The following is a 15,545-nucleotide window of genomic DNA, read 5'->3' on the forward strand; positions in this document are numbered from 1 at the left end:
CTTCGATGAAGCTGATCTCGGGTGATTTCAATGGGGATCGGCGTGCGGATGTCGGCATGATGTACCGGTTCGGTGACGGCTCCATCAAGATGTTCACCGGTCTCGCCGACGCCGCCGGGCACATCCAGCCCTTCTCCGCCAGTGCGAGCGTCCCCGCGAGCGCCGGCTGGGACTGGAACGCCATCGAACTCCCGTAAGGCAGAAGTCCGTACGCCGAGAAGGACAGGAAAGAAGCGATGTTCACACCCCGTCCGCGCCTCGCGCGGATCAGCGGCCTCCTCGCCGCCACGGCCATGGCAGCCCTCGGCATCGTCCCGGCGACACCCGCCCAAGCGGTGACCGGCCCGGAGGCCACTGCCGCCGCGTACCCCTACACCGTGCGCCTCACCCTCGGCGACGAGACGAACAGCCGCGCCTGTACGGGCTCGCTCGTCGACCGCTACTGGGTGCTGACCGCGGCCAGTTGCTTCGCCTCGACGCCGGGCGGCTCGGTCCAGCCCGGGAAGCCGGCCCTCGCCACCACGGCGGTCCTGGGCAACGGTGCGACGTCGCAGATCGTCGAGGTCGTGCCGCGCACCGACCGCGACGCGGCTCTCGTGCGCCTCGCCGTACCGGTCACGGACGTCGCCCCCGCCGCCCTCGCGCCCGCCGCACCGGCGTCCGGTGCCGAGTTCACCGCCGCGGGGTTCGGCCGTACCAAGACCACCTGGGTCCCCGACAGGCTCCACACGGGAACCTTCACCCTCGACGCCTCCACCGCCACCACCCTCACACTCACCGGCAAGGGCGCCGATGTCCTGTGCAAGGGCGACACGGGCGGCCCGCTCCTCAACTCCGCCAACCAGCTGGTCGCCGTCAACTCCCGTTCCTGGCAGGGAGGATGCCTGGGGGCCCCGGCGGCCGAATCGCGCACCGGCGCCGTCTCCGCCCGGGTCGACGACCTCGCCGACTGGCTGCGACAGGTGCGTTTCACCACGGCGTCCCTCGCCAACGGCCTGAGCGGCAAGTGCGTCCTGGTCTCCTGGCGCACTCCGGACAACCTCGCCCCGGCCACGCAGGTCGACTGCATGCCCCAGTACGTGGACCAGATATGGAAGATCACCCCCGTCGACGGGGGCAACTACCAGATCCGGAACGCGCTCAGCAACCGCTGCCTCTACGTGCCGTGGCAGACCCCGGACAACGGCGCGGCCGCCGTCCAGGTCGACTGCGACGCCAAGTACATCGACCAGGTCTGGAAGATCACCCCGGTGGACGGGGGCACCTACCAGATCCGCAACCTGCTCAGTAACCGCTGCCTGTACGTGCCGTGGCAGACCCCGGACAACGGCGCGGCCGTCCGACAGGTCGACTGCGACGCGAAGTACATCGACCAGGTCTGGAAGATCTGAGGAAGGAGCTCAGAGGAAGGAGCTCGAGGGAAACCGCTCAGCCGACCCGGACCGTCGCGCTCGGCGTGTTCCAACCGGAAACGCGCACATGGGGGACCGATCCCCGTAGGTCGGCGGTCCGGTAGGTGGCCGTCAGCGTCACGGACTCGCCCGGCCAGAGGCTGACCTGATTGTCGCTCCACCGGACGGGCAGGACCGGGGTTCCCCGCTCCGACACCAGGTGGAGGTCGGTCAGCAGGGCGGGCGTGCCGCCGGTACGGGTACCAGTACCCGTACCGGCACCCGCACCAGTGCCCGTGTGGCGTACGGTCACCGTCGTCGTGGACGTCCCCGCCGCGTCGGACGTCGTCGACCCGGTCGCGGTGACGGGCGCCTGCCGCATCGTCCGCAGCCCTCGCAGATCGGCGTAGGACGTCGTGGGGGTGTGGAACCAGTCGGTGCGGGTGTAGTCGAGCACGTCCGGCCGGGTGGAGAGCCAGTAGACGTTACGGCTGACCTCGCGCCCGGAGGCGTCGGTGAGGAGCAGCCGGGCCAGGTGGGTGGCCGGCAGCCCGGGGACCGACGCGGGGAGGGTGAGGACGGTGGCGCCGGCCCCGCCGCCCGCGACCTTCACCCCCGTGACCGTACGGTCGTACTTCGGCGTCCCGTCCGGGGTGAAGAGGGTGACCCGCGCGGTGAGCCCGGAGGCCGCGACGGTCCGGCTGTTGACGACCGACACCGCTCGGTCGTCGTACCCGTACTGGATGTGCAGGGGTTCGTTGGCCTTCTTCGCCCCGAAATAGGCCCCGCCCTGGTCGAGGTAGCGGTCCACCAGCTGCCAGTGCAGGGAGGTCCAACCGCTGTTGAACATCCAGTAGACGACCCCCGTCGACGGCGCCGAGACGTCCTTGGCGTTGCGCGCGTACGCCTCGAACTGCGCGCGGACGCCCTCGTACTGGGCGAGCTGCGCCGTGCGCACGTAGTCCTCGAGGTCGGCCGCGGGTCCGTAGCGGCCGGCGAGCGCGGCGTTGTACAGCTTCAGCGTCGAGAACGTCGCCGACGGGGAGCGGTGGTACTGGTCGGCGGCGGGGTTCTTCCACAGGGCTTCGAGTTCGTCCGGCGACATCATGCGGCGCAGGGTGTCGAGGGTCGGGACGTCCGGGCCGGCGCTCGTCTCGGAGTTGAAGCCCGTGGCGCCGCCCTCCCGCTTCTCGTACCAGTAGCCGGGCGGGACCCAGTCGTACGGGCCGGTCATTTTCATCCCGGAGCGCCCGGTGACCGGCGCGGAGACGGCGGAGGCCGCCGGGACCACGGGGGCAGTCCAGTCGGCGGCCCGCAGCGCGTCCAGGTACTCCTCCTCGATCTCCGCGCTCGGGGCGGCGTCGCTGCCGATCAGGAAGGAGATCACGCTGGGGTGGTGACGCAGCCGGGCCGCCTCGGCGGCCATGGAGGCCTTGGCGACGCGGTGGTCCGCGGCGCTCCAACCCTCCCCGGCGCCCAAGGGGTTGGAATCGCCCTCCCATTTGTCGCAGCACTCCCAGCCGGGCAGCGCCAGGATCCCGTAGCGGTCGGCGAGGTCGAAGAACTCGTCGGGTTCGATGTGCCCTTCCAGACGCAGGGTGTTCAGACCCAGGTCGAGGGCGTACCTGAGACGGTCCTCGACGTAGCCGCGGTCCCAGCGCAGGAACTCGTCGGGGGACCAGCCGGCGCCCTTGACCAGCAGCGGGCGGCCGTTGATCCGGTACTGCCGGTCGCCGTCGGCGTTCAGGGGCGCCCGTACGTCGCGGATGCCGAAGGACTCGTGGGCGGTGTCGGAGGTCCGTCCGTCGACCCGCGCGGTGACGTTCAGGTCGTACAGCGGCTGGCCGCCCATCGAGGCCGGCCACCACACCCGGGGCGCGCGCAGCCGCAGCGAGGGATGGCCGGCGGGGGTGAAGACCACCGTCTTCGCCTCCCGGGGCGCGAGCGTCACACTGCGGCTCATGGTGGCCGGACCCGCGGTGGCCGAGACCGTCGTGGTGACGGCGGCCGCCGAGTCGTTGCGCACCCGGGCCTTGACGGTGAGGTCGGCCGAGGCCATCGAGGGCATGTCGAGGGACGTCACCACGTGTACGTCGCGCAGCGCGACCGGGCCGCCGCGGCGGACGGTGACGTCGCGGACGATGCCCATGTTCTCGTCGGGCGGCGGCTGGAGCCAGTCCAGCCAGCCCATCGTGAGGTGTTCGCGCGGGTTGTTGGGCCGGACCCGGAAGGCGACCGTATTGGTGCCGGCCCCGATCAGGGCGGTGACGTCGAGCTCGTGCCGGGTGTACGCCCCCGCGACCGTGTCCGCGCCGGCGGCCCGGCGGCCGTTGACGAAGACGTCGGCGGCGGAGATCACCCCGCTGAAGTCGAGGTACGTACGGGCGGTGGTGTCGGTGACGGTGAAGTCCGACCGGAACCACCAGGGCACGGCGAAGTCCGCGGCCGGGATCCGCTTCTGGTGGGTGGAGTAGAAGGGGTCGGGATGGACGCCCGCGGCGAGCAGGGCCGCGAGGACGGTGGAGCGGGGCCCGGCGGGGTACCAGCCGACCGCCGGATAGCCCGGCCGGGAGACGGCCTCCGCCCGGTCCGCCACCTTGGCCGTCGACTGGATCGCGTACCCGGACAGGGCCGTCGTACGGCCGGGGGCCTCGGCGACCGTGGTCGAGCGGGGGAGCTCAGCGGTGTACGGCACGGAAGCCGGGTAGGGCGCGGGGGCCGGGTGCGGGACGGGGGCCGGGTGCGGGACGGGAGCCGCCCGGGTGGTGCCCCCGGTCAGGGCGAGGAGCAGGCCCAGGACGGCTGCGGCCACGGCCACGGCCGGGGTCCGCGCGCGGACGGTGAAGAGGCGGCGCAGCACGGTGCCTCCGGCGGGGGACGGGTCCGATCCGGCCTCCGAGTCTGACACGGGGGCAGGGGTACGAGGTGCAGCCCTCCCGCGCCGGGTCACACGGGTGGAGTACGGCCCCCTGGGGCACGCGACCCGGCCCGCCCCGCACCTGGGCCCTCGGCGCCGAACCGCTAGTGCAACGGGGGGAGAGGGGGTGAGGCGTGCCGCCGCTCGCGCCGCGCCGGGCCGCATGCTGGTGACCCGTGTGGGCGGCAGGGGGGTCACTCGTCCCGTCGGCCACAGCCGAGGCCCGATCCCCGCACCGCCGGGAACCTACGGGAGACAGATGTCCGTGCCCGCCGCCCCTGAAGCCAGTGCCGCGACCCTGCTGCGCCGCCCCCAACTGTGGCTCGTACCCACGATCCTCACAGGGTTGCTCGCCCTGTTGCTGTCCCTCCTCTACATGGGCGGCATCGTCAACCCCAACGCGGAACTCCGCCACCTGCCCGTCGCCCTCGTCAACGACGACACGGGCAAACCGCCGGGCGGCCGGCAAGGGAACCTGGGTGCCGAGATCACGGCCGCCATCGCCTCCGACCCCGCGGGCGGCAAGGCCGACTGGCGCGTGCTGACCAGCGCCCAGGCCCAGGACCAGCTGGACTCGGGCAAGGTCTACGGCGCGCTGGTGGTCCCGGCGGGGTTCACGGAATCCGTCACCGCCCTCACCACGGCCGGGGCCACGCGACTCCCGACGATCAGCGTCCTCACCAACCCCGGCAAAGGAAGCCTCGGTTCCTCCCTGGCCGGCCAGATGACGACCCAGGCCGCCCACCGCGCCTCCCAGGCCGTCGGCAAACAGCTCACGGCGTCCGCCGGCGCCCAGGCGAGCCCCACCACGAAGCTCCTGCTCGCCGATCCGGTCAAGGTCGTCACCGAGGTCGGCCACCCGATCGGCACCCACAGCGGGCTCGGTCTGACCGCCTTCTACTACACCCTGCTCCTCGTCCTGGCCGGGTTCATGGGCGGAAACGTCATCAGCAACGGTGTCGACACGGCCCTCGGTTACGCCGACAACGAGATCGGCCCCTGGCACACCCGCCGCCCGACCGTGCCGATCAACCGCACGCAGACGCTGCTGCTGAAGATGGTGATGACGGCGGGCATCACGCTCGTCAGCAGCTCCCTGGTGCTGCTGGCCTGCGTCGTCATCCTCGGCATGGACGCGTCCCACCTGCCGCTGCTGTGGATCTACTCCTACTGCGCGGCCCTCGCCGTCGGCCTGGGCGTGCAGGCCATCAACGCGGCGTTCGGTGGCTTCGGTCAGCTCGTGTCGATGTTCGTCTTCATCGTGCTGGGACTGCCCTCGTCGGGTGCCACGATCCCGCTGCAGGCGGTGCCCGGCTTCTACCGTTTCCTCTCCCACTTCGAGCCGATGCGCCAGCTCAGCGACGGCGTGCGCGCCATCCTGTACTTCGGCGCCCGCAGCGATGCCGGACTCGCCCACTCCTGGCTCATGATCGCGATCGGCGCTGTCCTCGCCCTGGCCTTCGGCTTCGCCATGACCCGCTACTACGACCGCAAGGGCCACAAGCGGCTCACCCCACAACCGGCCTGATGTCCGGCATGATCACCGTATGAACACGCCACCCCTGCCATCGCCGATCGACGGACCTGTCGGAACCGACGAACCTGTCGGAACCGACGGACCTGACGGGCCTGTCGGAACAGATCGATCAGTCGTCCGGATCGGGGCTCTCGTTCCGCTGACCCGGCCCGGGTGGGCCGAGGCGGGCCGACACCTGCTCGCCGGACTGGAGTTGGCCGTTCACGAAGTCAATGACACCGGTGGGATGGCCGGCAGGCCACTCGAGCTGGTGGTCCGGGACACAGCGGCCGACCCGCGGAGAGCCGCCGCGGCCGTGGACGAACTGGCCCGGCTGGGCGTGGCCGCCTTGGCGGGGGAGTACCACAGCGTCGTCGCCCGCGCCGCTGCCGCCAGGGCCGACGCCCTCGGCCTGCCGTTCCTCTGCTCGTCGGCGGTACTCGACGCGCTCACCGAACAGCCGACGGAATGGGTCGCGCGGATCGCCCCGGCACAGTCCCACGGCTGGCAGGTCTACGCGGACTTCCTCCTCGGCGCGGGACACAGCCGGATCGCTGTAGCGGCCGAGCCGAGCGTCTACTGGGCGTCCGGGGCCCGTATCCTGCGCGACTACCTCGCTCCACGCGGCGGCACCGTCATCGAACTCGACGTACGCGCACTCGACCCCGAGGCCCTGTGCGACGCACTCGTCGACCAGCGCGCGAGCGCCCTCCTCCTCCTGGTCGGACACCCGGAGCCGGCGGTGCCCCTCGTCAAGTCCGTCCGCCACGACCAGCGCCTCGCCGGCATCATGATCGGTGCACCGGCCGGGCAGCCCGAGTTCGCCGAATGGGCGGGGCTGCTGGGCAGCGACGGCGCCGGGATCCCGTTCTTGCGCTACCTGCCGGAGAGCCTCGGCCCACACGGCATACGCGTCGAGGCGGCCCTGCGCGAGCGGCTGGCCGAAGCACCCTCCTTCGTCGCCTTCGAGGGGTACGACACGGTCACCGTCCTCGCCGAGGTACTGCGGTCCCACGACGGGGACCGGGCACGCACGGCCGAATCCTGGGCGCGCGTCGCCGTCGACGGCACCCGCGGGCAGATCCGGTTCTCCCGGACCCCGGGGATCAGCGTGTGGCAATGGGCCTGGGCGCCGGTGCAAGTCGTCGACCGGGACCCGGCGGAGCCCGATCGCTTCCGGATCCTTCACACCGGCTGAAGTTGAAGGGGAGCCGGACCGCGGCCGCTCAGCCGAGGAAGTCGACGCGGTCGATCAGACCCTCGCGCACCCGGTAGGCCACGAGGACGCGGATCGGTCATGCACGTGATCATGCCCTGCACGGGCTTCCCCTGCCAGGTCCGGCTCCCCAGCGTGCGAGGGGGAGCACCAGGGGAGCAAGATGGAGGTATCCGGACCGGCCAAGCTGGAGAAAGTTGTGGTCCTGATGCCCGACAAAGACACGACGCTCGGCAGCAAGCGGCAACTGGTCCAGGCGGTGGCCACGGTCGCGCTCACCGCCTGCGTGCTGTTGCCCGCCAACGGTTTCGCGCAGGCCGCGATCCCGGCACGCGCCACCACGACGGTCGCGGAACAGACCGCGGCGATCCCGGATCAGACCCGGTACGACCAGATCGCCCTGCAGACGCTCGACGCCATCGTGAGCGGCGACTACGCCGCGGCCACGGCCCACTTCGATACAAACATGCGCAAGCTGCTGACCCCGGACGCTCTCGGCGGGGCATGGGCGGCGTACCAGGCGAAGTTCGGGTCGTATCAGTCCCACGGGGATCCCAAGGACGTCCTCTTCGGCGAGTTCACCGTGGTCAATGTCCCGCTCACCATGGAGCACCAACCCGGGGAGTTCCGCGTGACCTTGCACATGGACGGAAGCATCGCCGGTCTGCAGTTCCTCCAGACGGGAGTGCCGATCTCATAGCGCGTGGGCCGGCCATGGCCCGGGTACGCGGCAGGTCGAGGGCACGGTCGGCGGTGCGTTATGCTTGATCTTGTTCTCGCAGCCGGGATTCCCGGTGGTGGGCTCGCGTTGGTGGTCCAAGGAAAGGCACCCCACTTCCCGTGGGGGGATGCAGGTGCAAGGCCTGCCCAGCGCTCGATGAAGGCCCCGGCCTCCGCAAGGAGGCCGGGGCCTTTCCCATGTCCCCAGCAGCCGCCTCCCCAGCGGCAGCCGCCTCCCCCTCGGACGCTGAAGCGGGAAGGGCGAGAACGAGACCGCCTGGCGACCGTGACCCGACCCCCGCTCGATGCCTCTGGGATGCTGAGGGATCGAGCAGGGGCGGGGTGGGGGCCCGTCGCCACGGGAGGGAGAGGGATATGCCGGTGGTCGCGGGTGCGGGTGCGGGCGTGGGCGTGGGCGCGCGTACGGGTGCAGGCACGGGCATGCATGCGGGCAGCGCCGTGGCCGGCCGGGGCGTCGAGGTGGTCCGGGTGGGTACGGGCGATCGATGGCGGGTGACCCGGCCGTGGCCCGGCCAGCTCCGCCCGATCGTGCACAGCTACGCCGGTTACTGGGAGGCGGCGGTCTCGCCCTACCGGGTCCGGCTCATTCCCACGGGGCGAGCCGTCGTGCTGATCAGCCTGGGGGAGCCCTTCGCCCACGTCCGGCGCCTGGGCGACACGAGCCCGTACAACCAGGTGACCGGCTCGCTGGTCGTGGGCCTGGAGAACGGCCCCCGGGTGTGCGACCACCCCGGTGGCCAAGAGGCGATCCGGCTGGAGCTGACGCCGCTGGGCGCGTTCCGGCTGTTCGCGCTGCCGATGAGCGAGTTGACCGACAGGGTGGTCGAACTCCGCGACGTACTGGGGCCCGAGGCCGGAATCCTCGTGGAACGACTGGCGGCCACCAGCGACTGGGGGGCCCGGTTCGACCTGTTGGACCGCGCGCTCTCGGCCCGACTCGAGCGCGGCCCGCGGCCCGCACCCGAGGTGAGCCAGGCCTGGCGACTGCTGGCGCGCGCGGGCGGGGTGATTCCGGTGAGCCGGATCGCGGCCGAAGTGGGCTGGAGTCAGGGCTACTTGACCCGCCGCTTCACCGAACAAGTGGGCCTGACACCGAAGATGTCCGCCCGCGTACTGCGCTTCCACCGGGCCGCGCGGCTGCTCAGCCACGCGGGAGCGAACCCCACCACGGTCACCGCCGCCTGCGGCTTTTACGACCAGGCCCACCTCAACCGCGAGTTCCGCGCCCTCGCCGATACCACCCCCGGCCAGGTGGCGGCCGCCCGCGTTGCGGAGGGAGCCCTCTCGCTGTGAGGGGCGAGGTCAGATTCGTCCAAGCCAGCCCGCTCGTACGTCGCTAGTGTCCCCGTTCGTAGTCGATGTCGATCAGGCACCCGAGCACGCGGGACGTCCCTGCCGAGCAAGGGTGAACCTGACTCAATGGGGAGTACTCGATGGAAGACCTGCTGCGCATCCTCGTGTCCGGCGCCATCACAGGCGGCTTGATCGGCCTGGTGGGAGCGCTCAGCCGACGCAACCGCCAGCGCCGGGAGGGCGGCGACACCACCGGCCGCTGACGCCCGCGGGCGACCATCCCTCGGCCTTGGCGCGCCAGCCGGGCCGCGAAGGGCGCATTCGCGCCGCTTCGACGGCCGGCCGCGCGTCGGCGTCGCGGCGCCGGCGCCGCCCGAGGGGCGGCGCCGGAGCGGGGCTTCCTTCGATGGGGGCCTACCGCGTCGCCTCACGGGCCGTGCCCTCGGATTCGTAGGCACCCGGGGTGGTCAGGTCCCGCGTCGGGTCGGTCATCGGGTCGGTGGTGCGTGCGTTCCGCGGATCCGGCGCCGCTTCGCGCGGGTCGTGGACCGGCAGGTAGGGGGCGGGCTGCGGCCTGTCCGAGCGGTAGAGCAGGGTCATGGCCGACATGACGGCCGTAAGTCCGGCGACGAGCATCGGGACCACGGCCGGCCAGGGCAGGAGGGCGCCGCCCCCGCCGCCGAAGAGGTCGAGATCCGTCACGCTCGCGAGCGCGTGGACCGCCACGAGCCCGATGGCCGTCACGACGGTGGCCGACCACACCCAGCCGCGGTCCCGCACCGTCACCAGCACGGCCAGGGCCGCGCACGCGCCCACCAGGCCGAGTACGAGCCCTGCCACCAGGCCGCCGTGGACGAGGAAGCGGGAGGGGTCCCGAGGCAGGCACAGGAGCGCCGACAGGGTCAGGGTCACCGCCACCGGCCAGCGCAACCCACGCCCGGGCACAGCCTCCGGCGGTCGTTCCGCGTGCGTGCGAGCGGCAGGCGCGGGGGAGGGGCGGTCAGCTTCGGCCCGATGCGTGGGCTCGGGGCCGGGCTCCAGCCGGGCCTGGGCCTGGAGCTGCTCCTGGGGCTGGGTCTCGCCGTGGAACGTCTGCTCCGGTCGAGCCTCGGGCGAGGGCGGGAACTGCGGCTCGTCCGGCCGGGCGAGGAGTACGGCGAGAGAGATGACGTCCTCGATCGGGCGACTGACCGCAGCCGCTCTCAAGGCCTGGTCGGCCGCGTCGGGAACCTGCCCGGACCGTCGCAGGAGCGTCACCAGGTCGGCCACCTCGTCCACGGACCGGCGGATCACCGCCGTTTCGAGCAGGGTGTGCAGGCAGTCGGCGCCGGCGACGGCGCGCGCCATCTCGTCCAGGTCCCCGATCTCTCGAGGCGGCGGCTCAGCGGCAGGTGCGCAGGACGGTGAGAGCGGTGCGGGCTGCGGGTCCGCGGCGCGCCGGGCTTGAGCCCGTTCGGCGCCGACCGCGTCCGCGGCTATGGCCTCGGCCTCGGCCTCGGCCTCGGCCTCAGGTTTGGCGTAGTCGCTCATGGATCGCTCCGTCCGAATGCACCGCTGTGCGCGGCCACGCTCACCGAGACGCGCTCGAGTTGCAGCGTGTGATGAGATGCTTACTTCTTGCAACGGTGCGGCATGTCCGAGGAATCCACCATGCGGAGCAAGCAAACGGGTGGGACCCGCTCAACCGCCTGAGAAGCAGGCGCGGGCGGGCCGCACGGCGCCGACCATGCGGGCCTCAGGGGTGTGTACGAGGAGCCCTGGCCGGTTGGCCAGCACTGCCAACCGGCGTTGGTTTCCTGCCGGTCCGTGGTGTCCCGCTCGGCCCAGGTCAGCCAGGTGGTCCCGTGCACATCGTGGGGGCCGCTGTAGCCGGCGAACTCAGCTTGCAGCCCATCCGAGGCGTCGTCCGGGAAGCCACGATCTTCTGCCAGGGGCGGGAAGCCGTAAAAGTTTCGGATTCCGAAGAGGCAGGCCAGGCCGTCGTAGGCGTTGCCCCTGTTGAGGAGGAAGAGATCGATGCCGACTTCCCACACGGAGTCTTCGTCGTCGGGCCCCATAGGCGGGCCCCCGGTCGGCATTCGATCATTCCGCTGACAGCGGTCGACATGGAGCGATCCTGCTGAGCAGGCCAGGAGCCGGCATTCCCCGCTCAGCGGCAACTATGCGCTCGGCTTCAGACCCGCCGGCGCAACGTCAGTGGTTTCAGCTCAGCAGAGGATTGCCCTGGAGGTTCGCTTCCCCGCACGGCCAGGGGCCCTCGGTCAGGGGGCCCAGCGGCGTACGGAAAACCAGGACCTCGTTGTCCAGGGAGACGGCAACGCTGCCTTCGCTCAGCAGTAGCGCGCGGCCGATGACGGCTCGGCTGTTGTCCATGGCAAACAGTTCGTGTCCGTCTAGGTCCCTGTCCACAGCGAGTAGCCTGCCATCGCGCCAGAACACCGCGGTTCCCTCGCAGTCCATCGCGGGGTACGACGTGTAGTAGCCCGTCAGCGCCGGCCCGTCCACGAGGGTGTTGTCCGATGCGAGCCGCCGGAAGCGCGATCGCGAAGGCAGGCGATTTTCGAGCTCGGGGCCGCTGACACCGCCGTTCTTGTCGACGAGCATGGCCCCGTGGCTGGCCCAGCGCGCGGTTTCGGCGCCGTCGCGGCCGAAGTGGCCAGTCGTGAACGCGCCGTAGCCTTGGGATCCGATCAGGAACTGGCCAGGCCCTGCTATCGCCTTTCGGCCGGCGGGAGCGGGAGAGGTGGCCGACACGGTCTCGCCGCTGTCCAGGTCGAGGAAGAACGTCCGCCCGATGCCGCCCCCCGTGTCGGTGAAGCTGGCCGCGATCCGGTCGGCCGAAACGAGCAGTGGTTCCCAGTGGTCTACGCCGATCTCCTCAGGGACCCAAGGACTACGCGGCCGAATCTCCCATCCGGTCCGGACCCCCATCTCCACCACACCCGGGAACGACACCGCACCGAGCACGATCGGCGTGGACCAGAGGCATTCACCCTCCCGCGTGTACCGGGCCACGCGAGGCTCCGGTACAGACGTGGGCCGGCTTCGTTCGCCACGGACCAGGCGGGAGGCGCTGACCCAGGAAATGACGACCCCGCCGTCGAGGAGGACGAACGCGCCGATCTCCTCATCGGGGCGGCACTCCGGACGGGTGGTGGGGCCAGTGGATCCGTCCGGCAGAACACCTGCCAGGAGCCGACCGCCGCGATCCGGGTAGGCGATCCAGAGCGTGCCGTCCGTGGACAGACGGGACTGCGGCCTCCCTGCCCCGGGGTAGGTCCGCTGCCACGCCACCTTGCCTGAGAGGTCGACCCTCGTGATGACGGTCGCCAGGGGATTCGCGCCGTAGCTGGTTACGGTCAGCGGCCCGGAGGGGTCCGTCGTGGCAACGGATCGGACCTGGCCTGGCAGGGTGAAACGCGATGAGAGGGTCATGCGCCGCATCTTGCCGCATGCTTTCGTACGCAGCGGTTGGGCCCTCTGCAGCGCCGTCGGCCAACTGGAATGCTTCGGGGCGGACTTCGATCCTCAGAGCCGGGGCTGGCTGCGGCAGCCCCCCATCTCGGGGACCCCGTCACCTGGCCGAGGCCACTCGCGGGTCATCTTCGCCTCCGCCTCGGCGATAGCGATCTCGGCGAGGCGGTGAAGGGCATTCTGGTACGTGGGTCGAGTCCGCCCCGGTGGGTGGCGGGCTGGGGGGAAGAGGGCAGGCTTTTCAACAGCCTTCTGTGGGAGCCGGACGGTCCCGCGGAGCACCGCGGTCATCGCGGGTGAGCAGTGGGGGGAGTGCTGGCGGAGCCGGATAGCCACGGTCAGGGCCATCAGGGCCGCTGCCGGGAGGGGGTTGGCGGGCGGGTGTCCGAAGGTTCGAGCGACCCGTCCGTCCCCCAGCGCCGTTGTCCGCTCGGGGTGGCGGCGGAGAGTATCGACGTGGGGAGGAGAGGCTTCAGCCCAGGAGACCCAGAAGGCGTTCGGCCTGCCGCTCGGCGGTGCCGGCCGGATTTCGAGGACTGCTCGGGTCTTCCAACGCCAAGACCAGGAGCCACAGCAGCGAGAAGAGACGTCGGCACTCGCGCAAGCGGCGAGCCTCTGCATCGTTCACGTCGAAGAAGCCGAGGAAGCGCGCGACGTCGAACTCGCTGTCGACCCATACCGACACATGCTCGACCACGTCCGCAAGTTCATAGGCGCGGTCGCTGCGGCCGGAGTCCTCGAAGTCCACCACCCGGACTCGCGTTCCGTCCCACAGGAAGTTGGCGAGGTTCCCGTCGGCCTGGCCGAAGACTGGCGGCGTGTCAGGTTCGCCCGCCGCCTCCAATCCTGACCGCTGAAGCCAGTTCATTCCCGCGGTGGTTGCTCGCGAGACGACCCGACTCGGTACCCGCTGTGACAGCCGTTCGTGCCGAACTTGGATTCCGCGGATGGCATGGTGCTGGTTCCACAACCGGGGAGGAAGCTCGGCTGCCACCTTCCGCGGAACGGACTCGTGCATTGTCGTCAGCGTTTGAGCCATGGACATGAGCTGGTCAGGGCCCACGCGGCCACCACGCAGCGGAGATCCGGCCAGGCGCGACATGACGACGGTCGGGGGCGTCGCGGATAGATCCGCTTCGACAGGAGTTGGCGCCATACCCGGTGAGTACTTCCCCAGCAAGGTGAGGGCTCGCCACTCCCGCTGATGCTCGCCGTCACTGCACGACCGGAACCGCTTGATCACGAGGTCAGGCAGCAACTCGACCGCATGGGTCGCCCACGGGCTGGTCACCAAGATCCCCAGTCGCAATATCGACGCCGTTGAATGTCGCCCTATCCTGGCACGCTGGCAAAGTCGACCGTCACGGACATGAGTCTATGAATCGTCGCAGTTCAGAGTAGGTATCTGAGTTCCTGCGGTCGGTAGAGACGGCCACGATCCACGTCAGCGGCGAACTTCACGGCGTCGTTTGGCTTGATCAGATCCGCCGGCCGGACGTCGATCAGCAACGCCGCCCCCTGTGTCAGCGCCAGAAAGTCGGGCATGTGCTGGACCGGCCGCCTGCACGTCGTGAACTTCAAGGTGAACGGCTGCGAGAGCACCTCCGTCGTGCCGCCCACGGAGTCGAGCGCCAGCCGCACACGCCGCTCCGCCAGGCTCTCGAACCCGTGCAGCCGCCCCGTTCCCGACGAGTAGGCCACGCCTGGGCGATCTCGCTGGCCAGGCCGCCAGGCGAACGCGCGGGCAGGCCGCGAGGCCGACCACTCGAAGGCGGCGAGATCGTTCGGACTGGCCGGCTAAGGCGTTGAGCCACCGCCGTGCACGGGTGCGCGGGCGCGGTGCTGGGCACGTAATTCGAACATGTGTTTCACTGGGGGGATGGAACTGTTCCGCTTCCCAGAGGATCTGGTCGCGCTCCAGGTGGCGTGGCTCGACACGTACACCGCGTTGGCGAAGGTCCCCCTGGGGGTCGGCACGACGACGCTGCGGCGGCGCTTGATCGTCCTGTCCTGCCGGCTCCACTCGCATCCCTACTGGACGACGCCCGCCCGCTCGCGCGGCACCCGGGCGGAGCTGCGCCGACAGGTCGGCAATCGCGGGTGGGCGACGGTGGCGTGAGGTTCGTTCCGGCGGGCCGGACGTGGAAGAGACGGCACTAGGGTGGCGGGGTGATCGAGATTCGTGGTGTGGAACCGGGTGACGGAGCCGTGCTCGGCGAGATTCATGCTGCGGCTTGGGAGGCGGCTTATGCGCCCTTCTTCGAGCCCGAGTTCGCCGCGCGCGGCGTACAGAGCCGCCGTACGCGGTGGCACGCCCGGGTGGCCGAGGACTCGGGGACGATGCTGCTCGCCGAGGTCGACGGTCGCCCCCTGGCGTTGTCCGTCTTCCTCCCGTCCGCTGCCCGGCCGGGGCACGCCGAGATCTGCAGCTTCTACGGCCACCCCGACGGCTGGGGCAGCGGCGTCGCCGGCGCCTTGATGGCCGACACCCTGCGACGGGTGCGTGCCGACGGCTTCACCCGTGTTCATTTGTGGACGCTGCGCGACACTCCCCAGTCCCGTCGCTTCTATGTGAAGTCCGGCTTCACCGAGAGCGGTGCCTCGCGCCCCTTCGACTTCGGCGACGGCAACCCGCTCCAGCAAGTCGAGTACGAGCGCGCCTGCTGATCGTCGGGGGGCGAACTGCCCCCTCTCAGCTGATGAAAGCGCTTGTCGTCAGGGCGATCCAGTCACCCTGGAGGTAGTTCTTCTTCCAGGTGTCGATCTGCTCGGTCGTGATCTTGTATTTCTTGGCGATCTTGTCCTTCGTGGCGTCGGAGTCGTCGGCCATGAGGGTGATCACGATGCGCACGCGGTCCACGACCGTCAGTTCTTCCTTGGGCTTGTCGGGGAGGTCGCCGAGGGTGAAGCAGTCGGCCGTGCCGGGCTTGCCGGGCTGTCCGGGCTGGCCGGGCTGGCCGCCGGATCCGCCTTCGCCGCCCTTGCCGCCTTCGCCGC

14 protein-coding genes and 2 pseudogenes are annotated in these 15,545 nt (G+C 70.7%); 9 read left to right on the forward strand and 7 right to left on the reverse strand.

The genetic code is table 11. From position 1 onward, the window contains the following. Positions 1–197 (forward strand): annotated as a pseudogene (locus tag ABT084_RS03150) (hypothetical protein); the annotation flags it as partial. Positions 198–236: 39 nt separating this feature from the next. Continuing rightward, positions 237–1,391, forward strand: a complete 1,155-nt coding sequence (locus ABT084_RS03155) for an RICIN domain-containing protein (RefSeq protein ID WP_351037925.1) — start codon at positions 237–239, stop codon at positions 1,389–1,391. Between the two features lie 37 nt (positions 1,392–1,428). Here the strand turns inward: ABT084_RS03155 and ABT084_RS03160 are convergent, their stop codons facing one another. Then, complete coding sequence (locus ABT084_RS03160; RefSeq protein ID WP_502968826.1) at positions 1,429–4,251, reverse strand: glycoside hydrolase family 2 protein; 2,823 nt, start codon at positions 4,249–4,251, stop codon at positions 1,429–1,431. Positions 4,252–4,567: 316 nt separating this feature from the next. Here ABT084_RS03160 and ABT084_RS03165 point away from each other — a divergent pair, with 316 nt between their 5' ends. The 5 genes from ABT084_RS03165 to ABT084_RS03185 all read left to right on the forward strand — a co-directional run bounded on the left by ABT084_RS03165 (position 4,568) and on the right by ABT084_RS03185 (position 9,337). Further along, the gene (locus ABT084_RS03165) at positions 4,568–5,836 is read left to right on the forward strand and encodes a YhgE/Pip domain-containing protein (RefSeq protein WP_502968820.1); all 1,269 of its coding nucleotides are present in this window, start codon (positions 4,568–4,570) and stop codon (positions 5,834–5,836) included. A gap of 19 nt (positions 5,837–5,855) precedes the next feature. Then, complete coding sequence (locus tag ABT084_RS03170) at positions 5,856–7,022, forward strand: ABC transporter substrate-binding protein (RefSeq protein ID WP_502968821.1); 1,167 nt, start codon at positions 5,856–5,858, stop codon at positions 7,020–7,022. A 181-nt stretch (positions 7,023–7,203) separates the two neighbouring features. Next, positions 7,204–7,740: a DUF3887 domain-containing protein gene (locus tag ABT084_RS03175; RefSeq protein ID WP_351037927.1), complete on the forward strand. Its 537-nt coding sequence runs from the start codon at positions 7,204–7,206 to the stop codon at positions 7,738–7,740. Positions 7,741–8,135: 395 nt separating this feature from the next. After that, a complete protein-coding gene (locus tag ABT084_RS03180) occupies positions 8,136–9,074 on the forward strand; it encodes a helix-turn-helix domain-containing protein (protein WP_351037928.1) in 939 nt (312 codons plus the stop codon). 140 nt (positions 9,075–9,214) lie between these two features. Further along, a complete protein-coding gene (locus ABT084_RS03185; protein ID WP_351037929.1) occupies positions 9,215–9,337 on the forward strand; it encodes a hypothetical protein in 123 nt (40 codons plus the stop codon). A 151-nt stretch (positions 9,338–9,488) separates the two neighbouring features. On the opposite strand, the gene ABT084_RS03190 is transcribed toward ABT084_RS03185, so the two are convergent. The 5 genes from ABT084_RS03190 to ABT084_RS03210 all read right to left on the reverse strand — a co-directional run bounded on the left by ABT084_RS03190 (position 9,489) and on the right by ABT084_RS03210 (position 14,249). Then, positions 9,489–10,604, reverse strand: a complete 1,116-nt coding sequence (locus ABT084_RS03190; protein ID WP_351037930.1) for a hypothetical protein — start codon at positions 10,602–10,604, stop codon at positions 9,489–9,491. 80 nt (positions 10,605–10,684) lie between these two features. After that, the gene (locus ABT084_RS03195; protein ID WP_351037931.1) at positions 10,685–11,131 is read right to left on the reverse strand and encodes a hypothetical protein; all 447 of its coding nucleotides are present in this window, start codon (positions 11,129–11,131) and stop codon (positions 10,685–10,687) included. A 145-nt stretch (positions 11,132–11,276) separates the two neighbouring features. Then, positions 11,277–12,509 carry a hypothetical protein gene (locus ABT084_RS03200; RefSeq protein ID WP_351037932.1) on the reverse strand — a complete coding sequence of 411 codons (1,233 nt, stop codon included), beginning with the start codon at positions 12,507–12,509 and terminating at the stop codon, positions 11,277–11,279. A gap of 511 nt (positions 12,510–13,020) precedes the next feature. Then, positions 13,021–13,839 carry an aminoglycoside phosphotransferase family protein gene (locus ABT084_RS03205; protein WP_351037933.1) on the reverse strand — a complete coding sequence of 273 codons (819 nt, stop codon included), beginning with the start codon at positions 13,837–13,839 and terminating at the stop codon, positions 13,021–13,023. 101 nt (positions 13,840–13,940) lie between these two features. Next, positions 13,941–14,249 (reverse strand): hypothetical protein, encoded by a 309-nt coding sequence (locus ABT084_RS03210; protein ID WP_351037934.1) that lies wholly within the window; start codon positions 14,247–14,249, stop codon positions 13,941–13,943. 178 nt (positions 14,250–14,427) lie between these two features. Here ABT084_RS03210 and ABT084_RS03215 point away from each other — a divergent pair, with 178 nt between their 5' ends. Together ABT084_RS03215 and ABT084_RS03220 are read left to right on the forward strand one after the other, a co-directional pair. Then, positions 14,428–14,667 carry a DUF8825 domain-containing protein gene (locus tag ABT084_RS03215; RefSeq protein ID WP_351037935.1) on the forward strand — a complete coding sequence of 80 codons (240 nt, stop codon included), beginning with the start codon at positions 14,428–14,430 and terminating at the stop codon, positions 14,665–14,667. 50 nt (positions 14,668–14,717) lie between these two features. Next, positions 14,718–15,215: a GNAT family N-acetyltransferase gene (locus ABT084_RS03220; RefSeq protein ID WP_351037936.1), complete on the forward strand. Its 498-nt coding sequence runs from the start codon at positions 14,718–14,720 to the stop codon at positions 15,213–15,215. A gap of 25 nt (positions 15,216–15,240) precedes the next feature. Here ABT084_RS03220 and ABT084_RS03225 read toward each other — a convergent pair. Beyond that, a pseudogene (locus ABT084_RS03225) lies at positions 15,241–15,545 on the reverse strand (hypothetical protein); the annotation flags it as partial.

This window comes from Streptomyces sp. NPDC002138 (assembly GCF_040296485.1).
Classification (GTDB): Bacteria; Actinomycetota; Actinomycetes; order Streptomycetales; family Streptomycetaceae; genus Streptomyces.

What these genes read in the sequence shown, in the direction of transcription:
- ABT084_RS03165 (WP_502968820.1), top strand. Translation starts at nt 4,568, where the DNA reads ATGTCCGTGCCCGCCGCCCCTGAAGCCAGTGCCGCGACCCTGCTGCGC.
- ABT084_RS03180 (WP_351037928.1), top strand. Translation starts at nt 8,136, where the DNA reads ATGCCGGTGGTCGCGGGTGCGGGTGCGGGCGTGGGCGTGGGCGCGCGT.
- ABT084_RS03200 (WP_351037932.1), bottom strand. Translation starts at nt 12,509, where the DNA reads ATGACCCTCTCATCGCGTTTCACCCTGCCAGGCCAGGTCCGATCCGTT.
- ABT084_RS03155 (WP_351037925.1), top strand. Translation starts at nt 237, where the DNA reads ATGTTCACACCCCGTCCGCGCCTCGCGCGGATCAGCGGCCTCCTCGCC.
- ABT084_RS03170 (WP_502968821.1), top strand. Translation starts at nt 5,856, where the DNA reads ATGAACACGCCACCCCTGCCATCGCCGATCGACGGACCTGTCGGAACC.
- ABT084_RS03175 (WP_351037927.1), top strand. Translation starts at nt 7,204, where the DNA reads ATGGAGGTATCCGGACCGGCCAAGCTGGAGAAAGTTGTGGTCCTGATG.
- ABT084_RS03190 (WP_351037930.1), bottom strand. Translation starts at nt 10,604, where the DNA reads ATGAGCGACTACGCCAAACCTGAGGCCGAGGCCGAGGCCGAGGCCGAG.
- ABT084_RS03195 (WP_351037931.1), bottom strand. Translation starts at nt 11,131, where the DNA reads ATGGGGCCCGACGACGAAGACTCCGTGTGGGAAGTCGGCATCGATCTC.
- ABT084_RS03215 (WP_351037935.1), top strand. Translation starts at nt 14,428, where the DNA reads ATGGAACTGTTCCGCTTCCCAGAGGATCTGGTCGCGCTCCAGGTGGCG.
- ABT084_RS03185 (WP_351037929.1), top strand. Translation starts at nt 9,215, where the DNA reads ATGGAAGACCTGCTGCGCATCCTCGTGTCCGGCGCCATCACAGGCGGC.